The 23,906-nt window shown below is 72.4% G+C and carries 13 protein-coding genes and 9 pseudogenes; 9 read left to right on the top strand and 13 right to left on the bottom strand.

Going from position 1 to position 23,906, the window contains the following annotated elements; translation table 11 throughout:
* Window positions 1–4 precede the first annotated feature (4 nt).
* On the bottom strand, window positions 5–979 hold the full coding sequence (locus QQK45_RS18285; RefSeq protein WP_284295104.1) for a heme o synthase: 975 nt from the start codon (window positions 977–979) through the stop codon (window positions 5–7).
* 382 nt (window positions 980–1,361) lie between these two features.
* Between QQK45_RS18285 and tkt the strand changes: the two genes are divergently transcribed.
* The 6 genes and pseudogenes from tkt (at window position 1,362) to pgl (ending at window position 7,992) form a co-directional block, all read left to right on the top strand.
* Window positions 1,362–3,476, top strand: coding sequence for a transketolase (tkt, locus tag QQK45_RS18290; protein ID WP_284294448.1), 2,115 nt, complete (start codon window positions 1,362–1,364; stop codon window positions 3,474–3,476).
* Between the two features lie 111 nt (window positions 3,477–3,587).
* Window positions 3,588–4,721 carry a transaldolase gene (gene tal / locus QQK45_RS18295; protein ID WP_284294449.1) on the top strand — a complete coding sequence of 378 codons (1,134 nt, stop codon included), beginning with the start codon at window positions 3,588–3,590 and terminating at the stop codon, window positions 4,719–4,721.
* Window positions 4,722–4,877: 156 nt separating this feature from the next.
* Window positions 4,878–6,316, top strand: a pseudogene (zwf, locus tag QQK45_RS18300) (glucose-6-phosphate dehydrogenase).
* Window positions 6,313–6,639 carry a hypothetical protein gene (locus QQK45_RS22610; RefSeq protein ID WP_348525289.1) on the top strand — a complete coding sequence of 109 codons (327 nt, stop codon included), beginning with the start codon at window positions 6,313–6,315 and terminating at the stop codon, window positions 6,637–6,639. Before zwf ends, QQK45_RS22610 begins: the two are co-directional and overlap by 4 nt.
* The gene (locus QQK45_RS18305; RefSeq protein ID WP_348525374.1) at window positions 6,552–7,235 is read left to right on the top strand and encodes a glucose-6-phosphate dehydrogenase assembly protein OpcA; all 684 of its coding nucleotides are present in this window, start codon (window positions 6,552–6,554) and stop codon (window positions 7,233–7,235) included. Before QQK45_RS22610 ends, QQK45_RS18305 begins: the two co-directional genes overlap by 88 nt.
* Window positions 7,232–7,992 (top strand): annotated as a pseudogene (pgl, locus tag QQK45_RS18310) (6-phosphogluconolactonase). The gene QQK45_RS18305 and the pseudogene pgl overlap by 4 nt, the downstream one beginning before the upstream one ends.
* Window positions 7,993–8,085: 93 nt before the next feature.
* Here the strand turns inward: pgl and QQK45_RS18315 are convergent.
* From QQK45_RS18315 to uvrC, 9 genes and pseudogenes are all read right to left on the bottom strand, one after another.
* Window positions 8,086–8,384 (bottom strand): annotated as a pseudogene (locus QQK45_RS18315) (RNA polymerase-binding protein RbpA).
* 159 nt (window positions 8,385–8,543) lie between these two features.
* Window positions 8,544–8,786, bottom strand: a complete 243-nt coding sequence (gene secG / locus QQK45_RS18320; protein ID WP_036950301.1) for a preprotein translocase subunit SecG — start codon at window positions 8,784–8,786, stop codon at window positions 8,544–8,546.
* A gap of 116 nt (window positions 8,787–8,902) precedes the next feature.
* Window positions 8,903–9,694 carry a triose-phosphate isomerase gene (gene tpiA, locus QQK45_RS18325; RefSeq protein ID WP_284294450.1) on the bottom strand — a complete coding sequence of 264 codons (792 nt, stop codon included), beginning with the start codon at window positions 9,692–9,694 and terminating at the stop codon, window positions 8,903–8,905.
* A gap of 51 nt (window positions 9,695–9,745) precedes the next feature.
* A complete protein-coding gene (locus tag QQK45_RS18330; protein ID WP_284294451.1) occupies window positions 9,746–10,951 on the bottom strand; it encodes a phosphoglycerate kinase in 1,206 nt (401 codons plus the stop codon).
* Between the two features lie 147 nt (window positions 10,952–11,098).
* Window positions 11,099–12,106 (bottom strand): type I glyceraldehyde-3-phosphate dehydrogenase, encoded by a 1,008-nt coding sequence (gene gap, locus QQK45_RS18335; RefSeq protein ID WP_284294452.1) that lies wholly within the window; start codon window positions 12,104–12,106, stop codon window positions 11,099–11,101.
* Between the two features lie 249 nt (window positions 12,107–12,355).
* Window positions 12,356–13,335 (bottom strand): annotated as a pseudogene (gene whiA / locus QQK45_RS18340) (DNA-binding protein WhiA).
* Window positions 13,336–13,359: 24 nt separating this feature from the next.
* Window positions 13,360–14,326 (bottom strand): annotated as a pseudogene (locus QQK45_RS18345) (gluconeogenesis factor YvcK family protein).
* Window position 14,327: 1 nt separating this feature from the next.
* Window positions 14,328–15,265 (bottom strand): annotated as a pseudogene (gene rapZ, locus QQK45_RS18350) (RNase adapter RapZ).
* A pseudogene (gene uvrC / locus QQK45_RS18355) lies at window positions 15,262–17,368 on the bottom strand (excinuclease ABC subunit UvrC). Before uvrC ends, rapZ begins: the two co-directional pseudogenes overlap by 4 nt.
* A 100-nt stretch (window positions 17,369–17,468) precedes the next feature.
* Between uvrC and QQK45_RS18360 the strand changes: the two are divergent.
* Window positions 17,469–17,954, top strand: a complete 486-nt coding sequence (locus QQK45_RS18360) for an OsmC family protein (RefSeq protein ID WP_284294453.1) — start codon at window positions 17,469–17,471, stop codon at window positions 17,952–17,954.
* 10 nt (window positions 17,955–17,964) lie between these two features.
* Here QQK45_RS18360 and uvrA read toward each other — a convergent pair whose 3' ends face one another.
* The gene (uvrA, locus tag QQK45_RS18365) at window positions 17,965–20,874 is read right to left on the bottom strand and encodes an excinuclease ABC subunit UvrA (RefSeq protein ID WP_431310297.1); all 2,910 of its coding nucleotides are present in this window, start codon (window positions 20,872–20,874) and stop codon (window positions 17,965–17,967) included.
* A gap of 47 nt (window positions 20,875–20,921) precedes the next feature.
* Between uvrA and QQK45_RS18370 the strand changes: the two genes are divergently transcribed.
* A complete protein-coding gene (locus QQK45_RS18370; RefSeq protein WP_431310298.1) occupies window positions 20,922–21,587 on the top strand; it encodes an MBL fold metallo-hydrolase in 666 nt (221 codons plus the stop codon).
* A gap of 17 nt (window positions 21,588–21,604) precedes the next feature.
* Window positions 21,605–21,927 (top strand): annotated as a pseudogene (locus tag QQK45_RS18375) (YciI family protein).
* Here the strand turns inward: QQK45_RS18375 and QQK45_RS18380 are convergent.
* Together QQK45_RS18380 and QQK45_RS18385 are read right to left on the bottom strand one after the other, a co-directional pair.
* Complete coding sequence (locus QQK45_RS18380; RefSeq protein WP_284294455.1) at window positions 21,899–22,900, bottom strand: TerC family protein; 1,002 nt, start codon at window positions 22,898–22,900, stop codon at window positions 21,899–21,901. The pseudogene QQK45_RS18375 and the gene QQK45_RS18380 overlap by 29 nt on opposite strands.
* A 3-nt stretch (window positions 22,901–22,903) precedes the next feature.
* A pseudogene (locus tag QQK45_RS18385) lies at window positions 22,904–23,903 on the bottom strand (TerC family protein).
* Window positions 23,904–23,906 lie beyond the last annotated feature (3 nt).

Raw genomic sequence — 23,906 nt, forward strand, 5'->3', positions numbered from 1 at the left:
GCGCTCAGAACGGGAGGATCACGTCGACGCACACCGCGACCGACAGCAGCGTGAGGTAGGTGATCGACGCGTGGAAGACCTTCATCGCGCCGAGCTTGCCGCGCTCCGGGTGCTCGGCCCGGCGCAGCAGGCGGACGCACAGGAAGAGGAACCAGGCGCCCAGCGCGGCCGCGGACACGGTGTAGAACCAGGTCATGTCGGCGAGCGGCACGAGCGCGAGGGAGCACGCGATCATCGCGACCGTGTACCAGACCATCTCGCGCGCGACCCGCGTGTCCTTCGCGACGACCGGGAGCATGGGCACGCCGGCGTTCGCGTAGTCGCGCTTGAACTTCATCGACAGCGGCCAGTAGTGCGGCGGCGTCCAGAAGAACACCACGCCGAACAGCGCGACCGGCGCCCAGGACAGCGACCCCGTCACGGCCGACCACCCGATGAGCACCGGCATGCAGCCGGCGACCCCGCCCCAGACGATGTTCTGCGACGTCCGGCGCTTGAGGATGATCGTGTAGAAGACGACGTACAGGACGATCGCCCCGACCGCGAGCAGCGCCGACATCGCGTTGACGAACGCGAGCAGCCACACGGTCGAGACCGCGCCGAGCGCGAGCCCGAACGTGAGGGCGGCCGGTCCGCTGATCTCGCCCGTTGCCGTCGCGCGCTTGCGCGTCCGGTTCATGAGCCGGTCGATGTCGCGGTCCACGTAGCAGTTGAGGACGTTCGCGCTGCCGGCCGCGAGCGCCCCGCCGACGAGGGTCGCGACCAGCAGCCACACGGACGGGAACCCGCGCTCGGCGAGGATCATCGTGGGGACGGTCGTGACGAGGAGCAGCTCGATGATGCGCGGCTTGGTCAGCGCGACGTAGGAGCCGACGCGGTGGCGGGCGCGGCCCCACCGCGTGCCCGGGTCGCTCGGAGCGACGCCCGCACCCCCGACGGTGCCGAGATGGGGCGCGTCGTTCGTCGCTGCCTGGCTCATGGTGGTCACGCGGGCCGTGTTTCCTTCGTCGAGTGGGGGTTCCGCGCCGGGGCGCGTCGCGGCTCCATGGTACGTCGTCCGGCACGCCCACGAGGGCCGTGACCGGGGGCCGCGTCGGTGCGGACCGCCCGGCGACCGTCCAGGTGACGGACCGGGCCGGGCGTTCGTGCGCGCGACTCGGTAGGGTGGAAGGCGGCGCGCGGACAGCCCTCAGACCCGCTCGCGCGCCCGCACCGGCGGAGCCGTGCCCTGTGGAGACCGATTCCTCCGCGATGGGACCCCTCGGCCGCCGGGTGACGAAGCGCACACCGCGCCGAGTCACGCGCACGACGACACGCACAGTGCTGCGAGGGCTGCGCTCCTCGCGCAGGAAAGAGGTTCGGTGAACGCGTTCACACCAGCAGGGCTGCCGCTCGAGTGGTCCGAGCTCGACGACCAGGCGGTCAAGACCATCAAGGCGCTCGCCGCCGACGCGGTCGAGAAGACGGGCAACGGGCACCCCGGGACCGCGATCTCCCTCGCGCCCGCCGCGTACCTGCTGTTCCAGAAGTTCCTGCGCCACGACCCGTCCGACGCCCTCTGGGTGGGTCGCGACCGGTTCGTCCTGTCCGCGGGCCACTCCTCGCTCACGCTGTACCTGCAGCTCTTCCTGTCCGGCTACGGGCTGGAGCTGAAGGACATCGAGTCGCTGCGCACGTGGGGCTCGCTCACGCCGGGGCACCCGGAGTACGGGCACACGAACGGCGTCGAGATCACGACGGGCCCGCTCGGTCAGGGCCTCGCGTCCGCAGTGGGCATGGCGTTCGCGTCGCGTCGCGAGCGGGGCCTGTACGACCCCAACGCGGCCGCGGGCGAGAGCCCGTTCGACCACACCATCTGGACCATCGCGGGCGACGGCGACCTGCAGGAGGGCGTGACGTCCGAGGCGTCGTCGCTCGCGGGGCACCAGAAGCTCGGCAACCTCGTGGTGATCTACGACCAGAACCACATCTCCATCGAGGACGACACCAACGTGTCGTTCAGCGAGGACGTCCTCGCCCGCTACGAGGCGTACGGCTGGCACGTCCAGCGGGTCGACTGGACGAACGGCGGCACGGGCTACGGCGAGGACGTGCACGCGCTCGCCGGGGCGCTCGAGGCGGCGCGGGCCGAGACGGGCAAGCCGTCGATCATCGCGCTGCGCACGGTGATCGGCTGGCCGTCGCCCACCAAGCAGAACACGGGCAAGATCCACGGTTCCGCGATGGGCGCCGACGAGATCAGGGGCCTCAAGGTCGAGCTGGGTCTCGACCCCGAGGCGAGCTTCGCGATCTCGGACGAGGTCCTCGCGCACGCCCGCAAGGTCGGCGACCGCGGCGCGGAGCTCCGCTCCCGCTGGAACACGGCCTTCGAGGCGTGGCAGGACGCGAACCCGAGCGGCGCCGCGCTGCTCGAGCGTCTGTCGACCCGGACCCTGCCCGAGGGCTGGACGGACGCGCTGCCGACGTTCGAGCCCGGCAAGGACAGCTCGACGCGCGCCGCGTCCGGCAAGGTCCTCGGTGCCCTCGCGCCGGTCCTGCCCGAGCTGTGGGGCGGGTCGGCCGACCTGGCCGAGTCGAACAACACCACCATGGAGGGCGAGCCGTCCTTCATCCCGGGCGAGCACTCGACCAAGGCGTGGACCGGCAACGAGTACGGGCGCACGCTGCACTTCGGCATCCGCGAGCACGCCATGGGCGCGATCCTCAACGGGATCGTCCTGCACGGCGGCACCCGCGCGTACGGCGGCACGTTCCTCGTGTTCTCCGACTACATGCGCCCGGCCGTGCGGCTCGCCGCGCTCATGCAGATCCCGACGACGTTCGTGTGGACGCACGACTCGATCGGCCTGGGCGAGGACGGCCCGACGCACCAGCCGGTCGAGCACCTGGCCGCGCTGCGCGCCATCCCCGGCCTCGACGTGGTCCGCCCCGCGGACGCGAACGAGGTCGCCGCGGCCTGGCGCACGATCCTCGGGCACACCGACCGCCCCGCCGGCATCGTCCTCACGCGTCAGAACGTCCCGACGTTCCCGCGCGGCAGGGACGGCTTCGCGGACGCGTCCGGCGTGGCGAAGGGCGCGTACGTCCTGGTCGACGGCGCGGAAGACGGCTCGCAGCCGGACGTGATCCTGCTGGGCACCGGCTCCGAGGTGCAGCTCGCCGTGCAGGCGCGCGAGCAGCTCGCCGCCGACGGCATCAAGGCCCGCGTCGTGTCGGTCCCCTCGCGCGAGTGGTTCGACGAGCAGGACGCCGACTACCGCGAGTCCGTCCTGCCTGCGGCCGTCAAGGCGCGCGTGTCCGTCGAGGCGGGCGTCGCGCAGGGCTGGCGCGAGCTCGTCGGCGACGCCGGCCGGATCGTGAGCCTCGAGCACTTCGGGGCGTCGGCCGACTTCAAGACGCTGTACCGCGAGTTCGGCATCACGGCCGACGCCGTGGCCGCCGCCGCCCGGGAATCCCTGGCGGCCGTCCGGGGCTGAACCCGAAGAGCGTGACCTGCCCGGGCACCGCGACCGCGGTGCCCGGGCCCGGTCCCCCGGGAGGAACGGAACACGGGCGGGCCGGAACCATCCGGAGAGGAAGCGATCAGCGTGTCCGACAGCACCACCCCCAGCCCCACGCGTGCTCTGAGCGAGCAGGGCGTCTCCATCTGGCTCGACGACCTGTCCCGCGAACGTCTGCGCACCGGCAACCTCGCCGAGCTCGTCGCGTCGCGCGACGTCGTCGGCGTCACCACGAACCCCACGATCTTCGCCGCCGCCGTCTCGAAGGGCGACGCCTACGACGAGCAGCTCGCGGCGCTCGCCGCGGCCGGGACCCCCGCGGAGGAGGCCGTCTGGACGATCGTGACCGACGACGTCCGCGCCGCCGCGGACGTCCTGCGGCCCGTGTTCGACGCGACGGACGGCGTCGACGGCCGGGTCTCGATCGAGGTCGACCCGCGTCTCGCCCGCGACACCGACGGGACCGTCGCGCTCGCCCAGCAGCTCTGGAAGACCGTCGACCGCCCGAACGTCATGATCAAGATCCCCGCGACGGTCGAGGGCCTGCCCGCGATCACGCGGACCCTCGCCGAAGGCATCTCCGTCAACGTCACGCTGATCTTCTCCCTCGAGCGGTACGCGCAGGTCATCGACGCGTTCCTCGCCGGGGTCGAGGGCGCGAGGGCCGCCGGGCTCGACGTGTCGAGGCTCGGCTCGGTCGCCTCCTTCTTCCTGTCGCGCGTGGACACCGCGGTCGACAAGGCCCTGACCGCCGTCGGCTCGCCCGAGGCCCTCGAGGCGCGCGGCACGGCCGCGCTCGCCAACGCGCGGCTGGCGTACGAGCTGTTCCGGCAGCGCTTCGCGTCGGACCGCTGGCAGGCGCTCGCCGACGCCGGCGCGCACGTGCAGCGCCCGCTGTGGGCGTCGACCGGCACCAAGAACCCCGACTACCCCGACACCATGTACGTGACCGAGCTCGTCGCGGCCGACGAGGTCAACACCATGCCGGAGAAGACGCTCGACGCGGTCGCGGACCACGGCGTCGTCACCGGGGACACCATCGCCGGGACGTTCGACTCCTCGCGCGAGCACCTGCGCGCGATCGAGTCGTTCGGCGTGTCGATGGCCGAGGTCACCGCCAAGCTCGAGGCCGACGGCGTGGACTCGTTCGTCACGAGCTGGGAGCAGCTCCTCGACACCATCACCGCCGGGCTCGAGCGCGAGGCCGGGCGCGGGGCCTGAGGTGACCCCGGACCCGACCCCCGCGACCACCGCACGAGAGGACCACCAGACCCCGTGAGCCCCGTCAAGATCAGCGCCGGGAACAACCCGCTGCGCGACCCCCGCGACCTGCGCCTGCCGCGCATCGCGGGACCCTGCGGCCTCGTCATCTTCGGCGTGACCGGCGACCTCGCCCGCAAGAAGCTCCTGCCGGCCGTCTACGACCTCGCCAACCGCGGCCTCCTCCCGCCGGGCTTCGCGCTCACCGGGTTCGCCCGGCGCGAGTGGGACAACCAGGACTTCGCGAAGGTCGTGCACGACGCCGTCAAGGAGCACGCGCGCACCCCGTTCCGCGAGGAGACCTGGAAGCAGCTCGCCGAGGGCATCCGCTTCGTCCAGGGCGAGTTCGGCGACGAGGAGGCCTTCGAGCGCCTCCGGACGACCGTCGAGGAGCTCGACCGCGACCGCGGCACCAACGGCAACCACGCCTTCTACCTGTCGATCCCCCCGAGCGCGTTCCCGGAGGTCTGCGAGCAGCTCTCGCGGTCCGGGCTGTCGCACTCCGGGCCCGACGCGTGGCGCCGCGTGGTGATCGAGAAGCCGTTCGGGCACGACCTCGAGTCGGCCCAGGAGCTGTCGGGCGTCGTGTCGAAGGTCTTCTTGCCCGACTCGGTCTTCCGCATCGACCACTACCTCGGCAAGGAGACCGTCCAGAACCTGCTCGCGCTGCGCTTCGCGAACCAGCTCTACGAGCCCATCTGGAACTCGAACTACGTCGACCACGTCCAGATCACGATGGCCGAGGACATCGGCATCGGCGGCCGCGCCGGCTACTACGACGGGATCGGCGCCGCGCGCGACGTCATCCAGAACCACCTGCTGCAGCTTCTCGCGCTCACCGCGATGGAGGAGCCCCTGAGCTTCGACGCCGCGGACCTGCGCGCCGAGAAGATCAAGGTCCTGTCCGCCGTCCGGCTGCCGCGCGAGCTCGGCAAGCACACCGCGCGCGGCCAGTACACGCACGGCTGGCAGGGCGGCGAGGAGGTCGTCGGCTACCTCGAGGAGGAGGGCTTCAACCCCGACTCCGCGACCGAGACGTTCGCTGCGATCCGCGTCGACATCGACAACCGGCGCTGGGCGGGCGTCCCGTTCTACCTGCGCACCGGCAAGCGTCTCGGGCGCCGCGTGACCGAGGTCGCCGTCGTCTTCAAGCGCGCACCGCACCTCCCCTTCGAGTCGTCGCAGACGGCGGAGCTCGGCCACAACGCGCTCGTCATCCGCGTTCAGCCGGACGAGGGCGTCACCATCCGCTTCGGCGAGAAGGTGCCCGGCACGGCGATGGAGATCCGCGACGTCACCATGGACTTCGGTTACGGGCACGCCTTCACCGAGTCCTCCCCGAGGCGTACGAGCGCCTCATCCTCGACGTCCTGCTCGGCGACCCGCCGCTGTTCCCGAGCGAGGAGGAGGTCGAGCTCTCCTGGAAGATCCTCGACCCCGTCGAGCACTTCTGGGCGTCCAAGGGCAAGCCCGAACCGTACCGCTCGGGCACCTGGGGTCCCGCTTCCGCCGACGAGATGATGGCCCGCGACGGCCGTGCCTGGAGGAGACCATGATCGTCCACCTGCCCGAGACCACCGCGAACGACGTCGGCAAGCGCCTCGTCAAGCTCCGCGACGAGGGCGGCGCCGTGACGCTCGGCCGCGTCCTCACCCTCATCATCCGGGTCGGCGAGGACGACCTCGAGGAGGCCGTCGAGGCCGCGAACGACGCGTCGCGTGAGCACCCCTGCCGCGTGATCGTCGTCTCCCCGCCGGTCGCCGGAACGCCGCGGCACGCCTGGACGCGGAGATCCGCGTCGGCGGGGACGCAGGCGCGAGCGAGGTCATCCTGCTGCGTCCGGCCGGACCCATCGTCGACCACCTCGACACCCTCGTGACGCCGCTGCTGCTGCCCGACGTCCCGATCGTCGTGTGGTGGCCCGAGGACGCGCCCGAGGACCCGTCGGCGGACCCGCTGGGCGCCATGGCGCACCGGCGCGTCACCGACTCCACCAAGGAGGCCTCGGGCGAGGCGATGCTGCGCCGGCTCGCCGCCGAGCACGAGCCCGGCGACACCGACCTCGCCTGGGCGCGCGTCACCCTGTGGCGCGGCCTCATCGCCGCCGCGCTCGACCAGCCCCCGTACGAGTCGGTCGCGTCCGTCACGATCGAGGGCGAGATCGGGCACACGTCGATCGACCTCCTCGCGGCGTGGCTCCGGCTCCGGCTGCGCTGCCCCGTGACCGTCCGACGCCACCGTGACGCCGACGCGATCACCCGGGTCACGCTCGAGCGCAAGAGCGGACCGATCGTCTTCGACCGGCCCGACGGTCGCGTCGTGACGATCTCCCAGCCGGGTCAGCCCGACCGGCACGTCGCCCTCCCGATCCGCCTCCTCAACGAGGCGCTCGCCGAGGAGCTGCGGCGGCTCGACCCCGACGAGATGTTCGGGGAGGTCCTCACCAAGGGCCTCGCGAAGCTGGACGCGGCGTGACGGCGGAGCGCCGCGTCGTCGTCCACCCGGACGCCGACACCCTCGCGGAGGCGGCGGCGGCGCGCCTGCTCGTCCGGCTGACGGACCTGCAGTCGACGCAGCCGGAGACGCACGTCGTGCTCACCGGCGGCACCGTCGGGATCAAGACGCTCGCGGCCGTCGCCGCGAGCCCGCTGATCGACGCCGTCGACTGGTCGGGCGTCCACCTGTGGTGGGGCGACGAGCGGTTCCTGCCCGACGAGGACGCCGACCGCAACGAGACGCAGGCGCGCGAGGCGCTCGTCGACGAGCTCGTGTCGGCCGGCGCGCTGCCGGCCGACCACGTGCACGCGATGCCGCCGCTCGGGGCGGCGGCGACCCCCGAGGAGTCGGCCGAGGCGTACGCGGCCGAGCTCGCCCGGTTCGCGCCCGACGGCGCCCGTGCGCCCGCGTTCGACGTCCTGCTCTTCGGCATGGGACCGGACGGGCACGTCGCGTCGCTCTTCCCCGGTCACCCCGCGCTCGACGTGGCCGGTGTCGCGACGGTCGGGGTGCACGGCTCCCCAAGCCGCCGCCCGAGCGCGTGTCGTTCACGTTCGACACGATCCACGGCGCGCGCGAGGTGTGGGTCGTGGCGGCGGGCGCCGAGAAGGCCGACGCGGTCGCACGCGCCCTCGGCGGCGACGACGTGCACGGCACGCCGGCCGCTGGCGCCACGGGCACCGCGCTGACGCTGTGGCTCGTCGACGCCGCGGCGGCAGGCGAGACCGCGGCCTAGCCCCGACTCCGCGAACGCGCGAGACGCCCGTCGCATCCACCCTCGGGTGGCCGCGGCGGGCGTCCGTCGTCTCGGTGGCGCGGGCGGGTGTCGTCAGCTCCCGCGGCGGGCGCGGAGCGCGGCGAGCGCCTCGTCGAGGAGCGCGGCGCCGTCCTCCTCGCTCCGCCGCTCCTTCACGTATGCGAGGTGCGTCTTGTACGGCTCGTTGCGCGGCGCCTCGGGCGGCGCCTCACGGTCGGGGCCTGCGGGGAGGCCGCAGCGCTGGCAGTCCCACGTGGCGGGGATCTCGACCTCGCCGTCCACCGCGAAGGCCGGCCTCGTCTCGTGCCCGTTGGCGCACCAGTACGACACCGTCAGTCGGGGGCGACGTCGCCCCGCTCGTTCTCCCCCAGCGGCCCCGCGCCCACGCGCGAGCCACGGATGGCGCTTCCCCAGCCACGTCGGCCTTCTCTTCTCCGTGCGGGCGGCGCGGCGACCGGGCGACGGTGCCCGGCGCGACGCGACGCGATGCCAGTGGCGGCGCGACCGCGCCGCTCGTCAGCCGACGAGGGTCAGCTGGTCTTCTCGATCAGGCCGAGGAGCACGATCGCCGCGGTCCAGACGAGCGCGATGATGACCGTGATGCGGTTCAGGTTGCGCTCGGCGACGCCCGAGCTGCCGGCGCTCGAGCTGATGCCCCCGCCGAACATGTCGGAGAGGCCGCCGCCCTTGCCCTTGTGGAGCAGCACGAGGAGCACGAGCAGCATGCTCGTGAGGACCAGGAGGACCTGGAGGGTGATGCGCAGTACGTCCACGTGAAGGCTTCCTCGCGTTGCGGTGTGTCGAACAGGACAAGAGTAGGCGAGCCGAAGGGGTTCCGGCGAACACGCCACCATCCGGACGGGGGCGGCGTGCTCGCCGGAGCGGGTGCTCAGACGGCGTGCGACTGGTACCGGGCGATGCGGGCGAACTCCTCGGGGTCGAGGCTCGCCCCGCCCACGAGGGCGCCGTCGACGTCGGGCTGCGCCATGATCGACGCGACGTTCCCGGACTTGACCGAGCCGCCGTAGAGGACGCGCACGGCGTCCGCGACCTCGGCCGAGTACAGCTCGGCGAGGCGTCCGCGGATCGCGCCGCAGACCTCCTGCGCGTCGTCCGGGGTCGCGACCTCGCCCGTGCCGATCGCCCACACGGGCTCGTACGCGACGACGGCCTGGGCCGCCTGCTCGGCGGACAGGCCCTCGAACGCACCGTCGACCTGCGCGAGCGTGAACGGCACCTGCTCGCCGGCCTTGCGCACGTCGAGGCCCTCGCCGACGCAGATGATCGGCACGAGGCCCTGGCCGAAGGCCGACTTCGCCTTCGCGGAGACCGTCGCGTCGTCCTCGCCGTGGTACTGGCGGCGCTCCGAGTGCCCGACGACGACGTACGAGACGCCGAGCTTGGCCAGCATCACGGGCGAGATCTCGCCCGTGTAGGCGCCCTCGGTGTGCGCGGAGACGTCCTGCGCGCCGTACTTGACCTGCAGCTTGTCGGCGTCGACCAGCGTCTGCACGCTGCGCAGGTCGGTGAACGGCGGCACGACGACGACCTCGACGGCCGCGTAGTCGTGCTTGCCGTCCTTGAGGGTCCACGCGAGCTTCTGCACGGTGTGGGTGGCCTGGAGGTGGTCCAGGTTCATCTTCCAGTTGCCCGCCATGAGGGGCGTGCGGGTGGTGGTCACAGGGTCCTTCTCTCTGGGTGACGTGCGGGTCGGGCCGGCGGTGCGAAGGGGTCAGGCGCCGAGGACGGCGAGACCCGGCAGCTCCTTGCCCTCGAGGAACTCGAGGCTCGCGCCGCCGCCGGTGGAGATGTGGCTGAAGCCGTCCTCGTCGAAGCCGAGGAGGCGCACGGCCGCGGCGGAGTCGCCACCGCCCACGATGGTGAAGCCGCCGTTCGCGGTCGCGTCGACGAGCGCCTGGGCGACCGCGCGGGTGCCCGCGGCGAACTCGGGGAACTCGAACACGCCCATCGGGCCGTTCCAGACGACGGTCTTCCCGTCGGCGACCTTGGACGCGAACAGCGCGGCCGACTCGGGGCCGATGTCGAGGCCCATAGTGCCGTCGGGGATCGCGTCGGCGGGGACCGTGCGGTGCGGGGCGTCGGCGGAGAACGAGTCCGCCGCCTCGATGTCGGTCGGCAGGACGATCTCGACGCCGCGCTCGGCGGCCGTCGCGAGGTAGCCCTTGACGGTCTCGATCTGGTCCTCCTCGAGCAGCGAGGAGCCCACCGAGTGACCCTGCGCGGCGAGGAACGTGAAGAGCATGCCGCCGCCGATGACGAGGCGATCCGCCTTGGTGAGCAGGTTCGCGATCACGCCGAGCTTGTCGGAGACCTTCGACCCGCCCAGCACGACGACGTACGGGCGCTCGGGCGACTCGGTCGCCTTCGACAGCGCCTGGACCTCCTTGAGCACCAGCTCGCCCGCGGCGGCCGGCAGCAGCTTCGCGACGTCGTAGACGGATGCCTGCTTGCGGTGCACGACGCCGAAGCCGTCGGACACGAACACGTCGGCGAGGGCGGCGAGCTCGCCAGCCAGCTCCTCGCGCTCCGCGTCGACCTTGCTGGTCTCGCGGGCGTCGAAGCGGACGTTCTCGAGGAGCGCGACCTGGCCGTCGCCGAGCGCGGCCACGGTCTCCTGCGCGGACGGCCCGACGACGTCGGACGCGAGCGCGACGTCCTGGCCGAGCAGCTCGCCGAGACGCTTCGCGACCGGCGCGAGCGAGTACTGGGGGTCCGGGGCGCCCTTCGGCCGTCCCAGGTGCGCGGTGACGACGACCCGCGCCCCGGCGCCGACGAGCCGGCTCAGGGTCGGGAGCGACGCCCGGATGCGGCCGTCGTCGGTGATGGTCTCGCCGTCGAGCGGCACGTTGAAGTCGGACCGGACGAGCACGCGCTTGCCGCGCAGGTCACCGAGGTCCGCGATGGTCTTGACTGCCATGGCTGCTCCTAGAGGGGGCCGGGGGTGGTGAGGTGTCGCCGCACGACGATGCCCGCCCCGGACCGAGGCGTGGGAGCCACGGCCCGGCGCGGGCATCGGGGTGCTACGGGTGCCGTGCGAGCGGTCGCGCGGCGTGCACGTCGGACGTCAGGAGAGACGCTCGCCCACGTACACCGTGAGCGCGACGAGGCTGTTCGAGTAGCCCCACTCGTTGTCGTACCAGGACACGACCTTGACCTGGTCGCCGATCACCTTGGTGAGCTTCGAGTCGAAGATGCTCTGGTGCGGGTTGGTGACGATGTCGCTCGAGACGATCTCGTCGTCCACGTACTCGAGGATGCCCTTGAGCGGGCCTTCGGCGGCGGCCTTGACCGCGGCGTTGACCGACTCGACGGTGACGTCCTTGGACGCGGTGAACGTGAGGTCGGTGGCCGAGCCCGTGATGACCGGCACGCGGAGCGCGTAGCCGTCGAGCTTGCCCTTGAGCTCCGGGAGCACGAGGCTCACGGCCTTGGCGGCACCGGTCGACGTCGGTACGATGTTCTGCGCAGCGGCGCGGGCCCGGCGCAGGTCCTTGTGCGGGCCGTCCTGGAGGTTCTGGTCACCCGTGTACGCGTGGATCGTGGTCATGAGCCCACGCTCGATCCCGATCGAGTCGTTGAGGGCCTTGGCGAGCGGCGCGAGGCAGTTCGTCGTGCAGGACGCGTTCGAGATGACGTGGTGCGCGGCCGGGTCGTACTGCGTGTGGTTCACGCCGACGACGAAGGTCGCGTCCTCGTTCGAGGCCGGGGCCGAGATGATGACCTTCTTGGCACCGCCGGCGATGTGCGCCTTGGCCTTGGTGGCGTCGGTGAAGAAGCCGGTGGACTCGATGACGATGTCGGCACCGACCTCGCCCCACGGGAGGTTCGCGGGGTCGCGCTCTTCGAAGACGCGGATGTTCTTGCCGTCGACGATGATGTTGTTCTCGTCGAAGTCGACCGACTTCGGGAAGCGACCGAGCACCGTGTCGTACTTGAGCAGGTGCGCGAGCGTCTTGTTGTCCGTGAGGTCGTTGACCGCAACGACCTCGATGTCCGCACCCGACGCGACGAGCGCGCGGTAGAAGTTGCGGCCGATACGACCGAAGCCGTTGATACCGACGCGGATGGTCACTATGCCCTCCTCAGGGCGCGCCGGTTCTGCTCCGACGCACACGGTTGTTGTCGAACGTTGTCGTACATCGGCGTACGCGGGGGTGATCCTGACTGAGAACGCACCTCGAGCCCCGAGCAGAGGTTCGATGGTGGGTGTTCGCAGGTCTCCCGACGTACTGAGCCTATACCCGATGTGACCTAGGTCGCCTCGTGGTGTCCTGCAGGTGAGACGCCCCCGGTTGGTGCCCGCCGACAAAGCGCGGCCAGCTCAGAGCTCGAGCATGTCCGGGCTCAGCCCCGCCTCGGTGTCCGGCACGCCGAGCTCGGCCGCCCGCTTGTCGGCGGTCGCCAGCAGGCGCCGGATCCGCCCCGCCACGGCGTCCTTGGTCAGCGGCGGGTCCGCGAGCTGCCCCAGCTCCTCGAGCGACGCCTGCTTGTGGGCGAGGCGGAGCTCGCCGGCCTCGCGCAGGTGCTCGGGCATCTCGTCGCCCAGGATCTCGAACGCCCGCTCGACCCGGGCCCCCGCCGCGACCGCGGCGCGCGCGGACCGGCGCAGGTTCGCGTCGTCGAAGTTCGCGAGCCGGTTCGCGGTGCCGCGGACCTCGCGCCGGGTCCGGCGCTCCTCCCACACGAGCACCGCGTCGTGCGCGCCGAGGCGCGCGAGCATCGCGCTGATCGCGTCCCCGTCCCGGATCACGACCCGGTCGATCCCGCGCACCTCGCGGGCCTTGGCCTGGATCCCGAGCCGGCGCGCGGCGCCCACGAGCGCGAGCGCGGCCTCGGGCCCCGGGCACGTGACCTCGAGCGCGGCCGAGCGGCCCGGCTCGGTGAGCGAGCCGTGCGCGAGGAACGCGCCGCGCCACGCGGCCTCGGCCTCCCCACACCCGCCGACACGATCTGCGGCGACAGCCCCCGCACCGGGCGGCCCCGCGCGTCGAGCAGGCCCGTCTGCCGGGCGAGGGACTCGCCGTCGCGCACCACGCGCACCACGTACCGGGTCTGGCGGCGCAGCCCGCTCGGCGAGACGACGATGACGTCGCTCGTGTGCCCGAAGACCTCGAGGATCGCCTGGCGCAGGCGCCGTGCCGCGGCGGCGGTGTCGAGCTCGGCCTCGATCACGATCCGGCCCGAGATGATGTGCAGCCCGCCCGCGAAGCGCAGCGTCGCCGAGACCTCGGCCTTGCGGTAGGACGTGCGGTCCACGGCCAGTCGTGCGAGCTCGTCCTTCACCTGTGCGGTCAGCGCCATGGGAGCATCCTGCCATCCCGGCGCTCATCCGACGCGGGTGCCGACGTCCCCCCAGAAGCCGTCGAACGCGTCCTGGTACGCGGTCGCGAGACGCAGGGGTCGTGCCGTGCGGTGCCGTCGCCGCGACTCACCTGCCGCAGCAGGAGCCGCGCACCCATGCGGTCCGCGGCGCGCGCGAGCCGGTCGGTGTCGTCGACCGCGGTCGGGTCGGCGACCACCGCGTCGACCCGCAACTCGGGGGCGTAGCGGTGCAGGAGCTCGAGGTGCTCGGTGGGGCCGAGCCCGTCAGTCTCCCCGACCTCGGGCTCGAGGTTCAGCGTCACGCACCGGCGCGCGGTCGTCTCGTGCAGGGCGGCGGCGAGGTCCGGGACCAGCAGGTGCGTGATGACCGACGTGTACCAGGAGCCCGGCCCGAGCACCACCCAGTCGGCGTCGCGGATCGCGTCGATCGTCTCCTCGCAGGCGGCCGCGTCGGGCGGCTCCATGCGGAGCTCCTCGATGGGGCCGGGGGCCTTCGCGACCTTGCTCTGCCCGCGCACGGTCACGAGCTCGCCGTCGACCCGGCAGTCCGCCTCGATCGCGAGCGGCACCGACGACATCGGCAGGACGCGGCCGTGCACGCCGAGCAGACGCCCGACCCAGTCCAGGCCCTCGACGGTGTCCCCGAGGATCTGCCACAGCGCGACGATGATGAGGTTCCCGACGGCGTGGTGGTCCAGCTCGCCGTCGGAGCTGAAGCGGTGCTGGAGCAGGTCGCTCCAGGTCCGGCCCCACTCGGAGTCGTCGCACAGGGCCGACAGCGCCATGCGCAGGTCGCCGGGCGGCAGCACGCCGAGCTCGGCGCGCAGCCGGCCGGACGAGCCGCCGTCGTCGGCGACGGTGACGACCGCGGTGAGCCGCTCCGACAGCAGCCGGAGCGCCGCGAGCGACGCCGACAGCCCGTGCCCCCTCCGAGCGCGACGACGGACGGGGACGCACTGCGTGGACCCACCTCACTCCTTCCCGAGGTCGCGCGCGGTCACGAGCACGCGCTCCCCACGTCGCCGCAGCCGCACGGCGAGCTCCTCCGCGATCGCCACCGACCGGTGCTTGCCGCCTGTGCAACCGACGGCGATCGTGACGTACCGCTTCTCCTCGTGCAGGTAGCCCTCGAGCACGGGCTCGAGGGCCCACACGTACCGGTCGACGAACTCCATCGCGCCCGGGCGGGCCAGGACGTAGTCGCGCACGGGTGCGTCGCGCCCCGTCAGGTGCCGCAGCTCGGTGATCCAGTACGGGTTGGCGAGGAACCGCACGTCGACGACGTGGTCGGCGTCGAGCGGGAGCCCGTACTTGAAGCCGAACGCGACCACGTTGATGCGCAGCGTGTCGGGGGCGCCGTCGGCGACGGCGGCCCGCACCTCGCGCGCGAGGTCGTGGACCGTAAGCTCGGAGGTGTCGATCGCGACGTCCGCGCGCTCCTGGACGCGCGCGAGCAGGCGCCGCTCGGCGGCGAGCCCGTCGAGCACGCGCCCCTCCCCTGCAGCGGGTGCGGGCGCCGCACCTGCTCGTAGCGCCGCACCAGCACCTCGTCGGACGCGTCGAGGTACAGGATCCGGTAGAACACCCCGGCCTGGCGCAGGTGGCCCAGCACCTCCTCCAGGTCGGAGAAGAACTCGCGCCCGCGCGCGTCGACGACCGCCGCGATCCGGTCCACGGACGACGCGGACCGGGTCATGAGGTCGACGAGCGGCACGATCATGCGCGGCGGGAGGTTGTCGACGACGTACCAGCCCAGGTCCTCGAGCGCGGCCGCGGCGCGGGTCCGGCCGGCCCCGGACATGCCGGTGACGATGACGACCTCGCGCTCGGTCGCCTCCGGGGCGGAGGTGGCCGCCTCGACCGCGGGGATGCCGACGGGGACGGTCGAGGGGTCGGGCTCGTGGCTCATCCGTCCAGCATGCCAGCGGACGGGGCGGGCATGTCGCGCGGCGCGAGGGCGGCGACGACGGCGCGCGCGGTCGCGTCCCCGATGCCCGGCACCGTCGCGATCTCCTCCGCGGTCGCGGCCCGCAGCTTCTTCACCGAACCGAACGTCGCGAGCAGCGCCTTCCTGCGCGCGGGACCGAGGCCGGGGACGTCGTCGAGCGCCGACACCGTCATGCCCTTGCTGCGGCGGCTGCGGTGGTAGGTGATCGCGAACCGGTGGGCCTCGTCGCGGACGCGCTGGAGCAGGTAGAGCCCCTCGGACGACCGCTCGAGGATGACCGGGTACTCCTCGCCGGGCAGCCAGACCTCCTCGAGGCGCTTCGCGAGCCCGCACAGCGCGACGTCGGTCACGCCGAGCTCCTCGAGGGCCCGCGCGGCAGCCGCCACCTGGGGCGGGCCGCCGTCCACGACGACGAGGTTCGGCGGGTACGCGAACCGGCGCGGCCTGCCTTCCTCGTCCAGGGGCGTCGCGGGCCCGGAGACGGGGCCCGAGGATCCCGTGACGTCGCTCGCGCGGGACGCGGGTGCGTCTTCCTCGACCGAGTCGAGCTCGACGTCGGAGACGCCGTCGCGCGCCTCGAGGTAGCGGCGGAAGCGTCGCGTCAGCACCTCGTGCATCGCCGCGGTGTCGTCGCGTGCGCCGTCTCCTCGGGCCCGCGCACGGCGAACCGCCGGTACTCGCTCTTGCGGGGCAGCCCGTCCTCGAACACCACCATCGAGGCCGACTGGTAGGTGCCCTGGTTGTGCGAGACGTCGTAGCACTCGATCCGCAGCGGCGCCGTGTCGAGCCCGAGGGCCTCCTGGATCTCGCGCAGCGCCTGCGAGCGAGTCGTCAGGTCCCCCGAGCGGCGGGTGCGGTGCAGCGCGAGCGCGTGCTCGGCGTTGGTCCGGACGGTCCGCGCGAGCTCGGCCTTGTCGCCGCGCTGAGGCACCCGCACGTCGACCCGGGCGCCGCGCAGCCCCGTCAGCCAGGCCGTGACCTCCTCGAGGTTCGAGGGCAGCACCGGGACGAGCACCTCGCGCGGGACCGCGTCGTTCGTGCGGGTCCGTCGTGACTCGCCGGCGCGGTCGGCGGTCCGCCCGCTCCGGCGGACCGCCGCCCGGTCGGCGGGCTCGGCGGCTCGCTCGTCGTCGGCGCCGTACACCTGCTGGAGCAGGTGCTCGACGAGCTCGGCGTCGGTGACGTCCTCGACCTTCTCGACGACCCACCCGCGCTGGCCGCGGATGCGGCCGCCGCGCACGTGGAAGACCTGGACCGCGGCCTCGAGGTCGTCCCCGACGAGCGCGAACACGTCGGCGTCGGTGCCGTCGCCGAGCACGACGGCGTTCTTCTCGGTCGCGCGCTCGAGGGCCTGGATGTCGTCGCGCAGGCGGGCGGCCTGCTCGTACTCCATCGACGCCGCGGCCTCCTGCATCCGGACCGTGAGCCGCTTGACGAAGCGCGCCGTGTCGCCCGCCATGAAGTCGCAGAAGTCCTCCGCGAGCGCGCGGTGGTCCTCGGGGCTAATGCGCTCGACGCACGGCGCGGAGCACTTGTCGATGTACCCGAGCAGGCACGGCCGGCCCGTCTGGTGGGCGCGGCGGAACACGCCCGACGAGCACGTCCGGATCGGGAACACCCGCAGGAGGAGGTCGAGGGTCTCGCGGATCGCCCAGGCGTGCCCGTACGGGCCGAAGTAGCGGGTCCCCGGGCGCTTCGCGCCGCGCATCACCTGGGCGCGCGGGAACTCCTCGCCCATGGTCACCGCGAGGTACGGGTACGACTTGTCGTCGCGGTACTTCACGTTGAACCGCGGGTCGAACTCCTGGATCCAGGAGTACTCGAGCGCGAGCGCCTCGACCTCGGTCCCGACGACGGTCCACTCGACCGAGGCGGCCGTCGTGACCATGGTCTGGGTGCGGGGGTGGAGGTTCGCGACGTCCTGGAAGTAGTTCGACAGGCGTGCGCGCAGGTTCTTCGCCTTGCCGACGTAGATGACGCGCCCGTGCGGGTCGCGGAACCGGTAGACCCCGGGTCCGTCGGCACCTCTCCCGGGGCAGGGCGGTACGTCGCGGGATCGGCCATGGCACCGAGCCTAGTAGCGCCCACCCACGCTCCGGGCGGGCGCCCCGCGGTCCCCGGTGTGCGTGGCGCGTCGTGTGACGCACGCCACTAGGGTGTGGCCATGGGAGCCTTCCACGACTACCGCGCCACCATCACCTGGACCGGCGCCGGCGACGCCGGCACGACCTCGTACACGTCCTACTCGCGCGACCACACCGTTACGTTCCCGGGGCTCCCGGCGCTGCCCGCGTCCGCCGACCCGGCGTTCCGCGGCGACCCCTCGCGATACTCCCCCGAGCAGCTCTTCGTGGCGTCGCTGAGCGACTGCCACATGCTCTGGTTCCTCCACCTCGCGTCGAGCCACGGGATCGTCGTGCGCGAGTACACGGACGAGGCGACCGGGCGCATGCGCGTCGAGTCGAGCGGCGCCGGCCAGTTCGTCGACGTGACCCTGCACCCGCGCGTGACCGTGAACCCGGGCACCGACGACGAGGCCCTCGCCCGGGTGCACGAGCTCGCGCACGAGCACTGCTTCCTCGCGCGGTCCGTGAACTTCCCGGTCACGATCGAGCCGGCACCCTCGCAGGTGGCGCAGCCGCAGCCCTGACACGCCCGGGTCAGGCGCTGCGGCGCTCCTCGGCCTCGACGACGTCAGGCAGGGCCTCGGCCAGGAAGCGGCCGGTGTGGCTGGCCGCCACGGTCGCGACGTGCTCGGGCGTGCCCTCCGCGATGACACGGCCGCCACCGGACCCGCCCTCGGGGCCCATGTCGATGACCCAGTCGGCGTTCTTGATGACGTCGAGGTTGTGCTCGATCACGATGACGGTGTTGCCCTTGTCGGCGAGCGACTGCAGCACTGCGAGGAGCTTGCGGACGTCCTCGAAGTGCAGGCCCGTGGTGGGCTCGTCGAGCACGTACACCGTCCGGCCGGTCGAGCGCTTCTGCAGCTCGCTCGCGAGCTTGACGCGCTGCGCCTCCCCGCCCGAGAGCGTCGGGGCGGGCTGGCCGAGCCGCACGTACCCGAGCCCGACGTCGACGAGCGTGCGCAGGTGCCGGCTGATCGCGGGGACCGCCGCGAAGAACTCGGCGCCCTCCTCGATCGGCATGTCCAGCACGTCGGCGACCGTCTTGCCCTTGAAGTGCACCTCGAGGGTCTCCCGGTTGTACCGGGCGCCGTGGCAGACCTCGCAGGGGACGTACACGTCGGGCAGGAAGTTCATCTCGATCTTCAGGGTGCCGTCGCCCGAGCACGCCTCGCAGCGCCCGCCCTTGACGTTGAACGAGAACCGGCCCGGCGTGTAGCCGCGGACCTTCGCCTCGGTGGTCTCGGCGAACAGCTTGCGCACGTGGTCCCAGACGCCCGTGTAGGTGGCGGGGTTGGACCGCGGCGTGCGGCCGATCGGCCCCTGGTCGACGTGCACGACCTTGTCGAGCTGGTCGAGACCCGTGACCCGCGTGTGGCGGCCGGCGACCTGGCGTGCGCCGTTGAGCTCGTTCGCCATGACCGTGTAGAGGATCGAGTTGACGAGGGTCGACTTGCCCGAGCCCGACACGCCCGTGACCGCGGTGAACGTCCCGAGCGGGAACGACACGTCGATGCCCTGGAGGTTGTGCTCGCGCGCCCCGACGACGGTGACCTGGCGGTCCTTCGAGACCGGGCGACGCTCGGCCGGCATCGGGATCGAGCGTCGGCCGGCCAGGTACGCGCCCGTGATCGACTCGCGGGACTTCAGCAGGCCCTTGAGGTCGCCCGAGTGCACGACGTGGCCGCCGTGCTCGCCCGCGCCCGGGCCGATGTCGACGATCCAGTCGGCCGTGCGGATGGTGTCCTCGTCGTGCTCGACGACGATCAGCGTGTTCCCGAGGTTCCGCAGCCGGGTCAGGGTGTCGATGAGGCGGCGGTTGTCGCGCTGGTGCAGCCCGATGGACGGCTCGTCGAGCACGTACAGCACACCGACCAGGCCGGACCCGATCTGCGTCGCCAGGCGGATGCGCTGCGCCTCGCCGCCCGACAGCGTGCCCGCGGGGCGTTCGAGCGACAGGTAGTCCAGCCCGACGTCGAGCAGGAAGCCGAGGCGCGCCGCGATCTCCTTGAGGACCTCCTGCGCGATCCGCCGCTCCCGCTCCCCCAGCTCGAGGGCGCCGAGGAAGCCGTGGGCGTCGCGCAACGACAGGCGGCACACGTCCGCGATGGACCGGCCGCCGACCTTGACCGCGAGCACCTCGGGCTTGAGGCGCGTGCCCTGGCACACCGGGCACGGGACCTCGCGCATGTAGGCCTCGTACTTCTCCTTCGACCACTCCGACTCGGTCTCGTGGTGACGGCGCTCGAGGAACGTCACGACGCCCTCGAACCCCGTCGAGTACTGCCGCTCGCGGCCCCAGCGGTTCTTGTACCGGACGTGGACCTTGTGGTCCTGGCCGTACAGGATCGCCTTCTTGGCCCGCTCGGGCAGGGCCCGCCACGGCACGTCCATCGAGAAGTTCTGCTCGTCCGCGAGCGCCGACATGACGCGCACGAAGTACTCGCTCGAGATCTGCGCCCAGGGTGCGACGGCCCCGTCGGCGAGGGTCTTGTCCTCGTCGGGGACGACGAGGTCGGGGTCGACCTCGAGCCGGAACCCGATGCCGGTGCACTCGGGGCAGGCGCCGTAGGGCGCGTTGAAGGAGAAGGTCCGCGGCTCGATCTCGTCGAGCGTCAGCTCGTGGTCGTTGGGGCACGCGCGGCGCTCGGAGAACCGGCGCAGCCGCTCGGGGTCGCCCGCCTCGGCGTCGACGAGCTCGACGAGCAGGAGTCCGCCGGCGAGGCCGAGCGCGGTCTCGACGGAGTCGGTGAGCCGGCGCTGGACGCCCTCGCGGGACACGAGGCGGTCGACGACGACCTCGATGTCGTGCTTGAGCTTCTTCTCGAGCGCGGGCGGCTCGGTGAGCTGGACGACCTGGCCGTCGACGCGGGCGCGCGCGAAGCCCTTGGCCTGGAGCTCCTTGAAGAGGTCGGCGTACTCGCCCTTGCGGCCCCGCACTACGGGCGCGAGGACCTGGTAGCGGGTGCCCTCCGGCAGCTCGAGGAGGCGGTCGACGATCTGCTGGGGCGTCTGGGCCTGGACCTTCTCGCCGCAGACGGGGCAGTGCTGCGTGCCCGCGCGCGCGAACAGCAGGCGCAGGTAGTCGTAGATCTCGGTGATGGTGCCGACGGTCGACCGCGGGTTGCGGTTGGTGGTCTTCTGGTCGATCGAGACGGCGGGCGAGAGTCCTTCGATGAAGTCGACGTCGGGCTTGTCCATCTGCCCGAGGAACTGGCGCGCGTACGCGGACAGCGACTCGACGTACCGGCGCTGGCCCTCCGCGAAGATCGTGTCGAACGCGAGGGACGACTTGCCGGACCCCGACAGGCCCGTGAAGACGATCATCGCGTCGCGCGGGAGGTCGAGGTCGACGTTACGGAGGTTGTGCTCGCGCGCACCCTGGATCACGAGGCGATTGGTCACCGCACCATGGTAGGTCGAGCCACCGACAGTCGCACACATGTTCGACCCGTGTTCGCTGCGGGCGTCTTCCGGGGGACGATGGCCTCGTGCTCACCCTCGATCGCCTCGTCCTGCGGCAGCTCGCCGTCGGGCCGATGGACAACGACGTCTACCTGCTCACCTGCCGCGCCACGGGCGCGCAGCTCCTCGTCGACGCGGCCGCGGAGCCCGACCGGTTGCTCGCGCTCGTCCGCGCCGGGTCCCCCGAGGGCCGGCTCGACGCCGTCGTGACGACACACGCGCACCGCGACCACGTCGGCGCGCTCGCGCAGGTGGTCGGCGCGACGGGCGCGGTCGCGGCGGCCGGGGCGGACGACGCCGCGGCGGTCACGGCCGCGACGGGGGTCGAGGTCGGGCGCCTCCTCCGCCACGGCGACACGGTCCGCGTCGGGGAGATCGAGCTCGCCGTCGTCGGGCTGCGTGGGCACACCCCCGGCTCGGTCGCGCTCGCGTACACCGAGCCGGGCACGGCGGCCGCGCCGGACGCGGTCCCGGGCCGCACCCACCTGTTCACGGGCGACTCGCTCTTCCCGGGCGGCGTCGGGAACACGCAGCGCGACCCGGAGCGGTTCGCGCAGCTCTACGGCGACGTCGTGGCACGGGTCTTCGACGTCTACCGCGACGACACCGTCGTCCTGCCCGGGCACGGCCGCCCGACGACGCTCGGTGACGAACGTCCGCACCTCGGGGAGTGGCGCGAGCGCGGCTGGTAGTGCGCTTCAATGGCCGCATGAGCTCCCCCGCAGCCCCCGCCCGGCCCGTCTTCGCCGTCCTGTACACCTACACGGACGACCCCACGACGCGTGACGAGGTGCGCCCCGCGCACCGCGCCTACCTCGCGGAGCTGCTCGGGCGCGGGATCCTGCTGGCGTCGGGTCCCTGGGCTCCGGCGGAGGGTCAGGGGACGGGGCGCTGATCGTCGTGACCGCCGACGACCTCGACGTGGCGACGGCGCTCCTCGACGAGGACCCCTTCCGCGAGGTCGGCGTCGTCGCGCGGCGCGAGATCCGCGAGTGGGTCCAGGTCATGGGCCCCTGGGCGCCGTCGGCCTGACCTCCCCGTCCTCGCGCCGCGAGCGCCACAGGCTCGCGAGGGTCGCGGCGGCGAGCACGACGACGATCACGACGAGCGAGAGCCACGTGGGCACCTCGGGCACCGGCACCGGGTCGCCGCCGTTGACGAACGGCAGGGTGTTCTCGTGCAGCGCCTCGAGCACGAGCTTGACGCCGATGAACGCGAGCACGACGGCGAGGCCGATCGGCAGGTAGACGAGCCGGTCGAGGAGCCCGCCCAGGAGGAAGTAGAGCTGGCGCAGGCCCATGAGGGCGAAGACGTTCGCGGTGAAGACGATGAACGGGTCCTGCGTCAGCCCGAAGATCGCGGGGATCGAGTCGAACGCGAACAGCAGATCGGTCGTCCCGATGGCGACGAAGACGATCAGCAGGGGCGTGAGGAAGCGTCGCCCGTCGACCCGTGTGGTGAGGCGCCCGCCGTCGTAGTGGTCGGTCACGGGCAGGACCCGTCGCACCAGGCCGACGAACCGGTTCTCGTGGTACTCCTCGTCCTCCCCGCCGCCCCGGACCAGCGTGATCGCGGTGTAGACGAGGAACGCGCCGAAGAAGTAGAAGATCCAGGTGAAGTGCTCGATCAGCGCCGCGCCCGCGAGGATGAAGATCCCGCGGAGCACGAGCGCGATGACGATGCCCACCATGAGGACCCGCTGCTGCTGCTCCCGGGGCACCGCGAACGACGCCATGATCAGCACGAACACGAAGAGGTTGTCGACCGACAGGCTGTACTCGGTGAGCCACCCCGCGTAGAACTCGGTCGCGGGGGTGCCCCCACCCACCAGGTACAGGAGCCCGCCGAACACGAGCGCGAGCCCGACGTAGAACCCGATCCATGCGAGGCACTCCTTGACCGTGGGCACGTGCGGGCGCCGCCGCACGAGGTACAGGTCACCCAGCAGGAGGACCGCGAGCGCCGCGAGACTGACCGCGCGGAACCAGGTGGGGATGTCGTGCACGGGTCAGCGGTCCTTCCGGGTCGGCGCGGCCAGCTCGCGGCGGCGGCGGTCCGCCCACAGGCTCAGCAGGGTCGTGACCGCGAGCACGACGACGATGTAGCCGAGCGAGACCGCCGTCGAGATCTCGGGGACGTCGACGTGCTCGCCGCCGTTCACGAACGGCAGCTCGTTGGTGTGCAGCGCGTGCAGCACGAGCTTGACGCCGATGAACGCGAGGATCGCGGCGAGCCCGTAGGCGAGGAAGACGAGCCGGTCGAGCAGCCCGTCGATGAGGAAGTAGAGCTGGCGCAGGCCCAGGAGCGAGAACGCGTTCGCGGCGAACACGAGGTACGTCTCCTGGGTGAGGCCGAAGATCGCGGGGATCGAGTCGACGGCGAACAGGAGGTCCGCGCTGCCGATCGCCAGCATCACGACGAGCAGCGGGGTGACGAGCCAGCGCCCCGCCCGGCGCACGACCATCCGGCCCTCGACGTAGTCCTCGGTCACCGGCAGCGTCCGGCGCACGAGCCGCAGGAACCCGTTCTCGTGGTACTCCTCGTCGTCGCCGCTGCGCGCGTGCCTCAGCTGCGACCACGCCGTCCACAGCAGGAACGCGCCGAACAGGTAGAAGACCCAGGCGAAGTTCTCGACGAGCGCCGCGCCGAGCAGGATGAAGATCGTCCGCAGGACCAGCGCCACGGTGATGCCGAGCAGCAGGACCTTCTGCTGGAGCAGCCGCGGCACCCGGAACGTCGCCATGATCAGCACGAACACGAAGAGGTTGTCGACCGACAGGCTCTTCTCGGTGATGTACCCGGCGTAGTACTCGCCCGCGAAGCCGCCGCCCCAGCCCCCACACGACGAGTCCGAACACGAGCGCGACCGCCACGTAGCCCGCGGACCACCAGGCCGACTCGCGCATCGACGGGGCGTGGGGGACGCGGGCGTGGCCGACGAAGTCGACCGCCAGCATGGCGAGGATCACCGCGACGGTGACGAGCCAGACCCAGACGGGAACATCCATGCG

It is taken from the genome of Luteimicrobium album (assembly GCF_030161555.1).
Lineage (GTDB): Bacteria > Actinomycetota > Actinomycetes > Actinomycetales > Cellulomonadaceae > Luteimicrobium > Luteimicrobium album.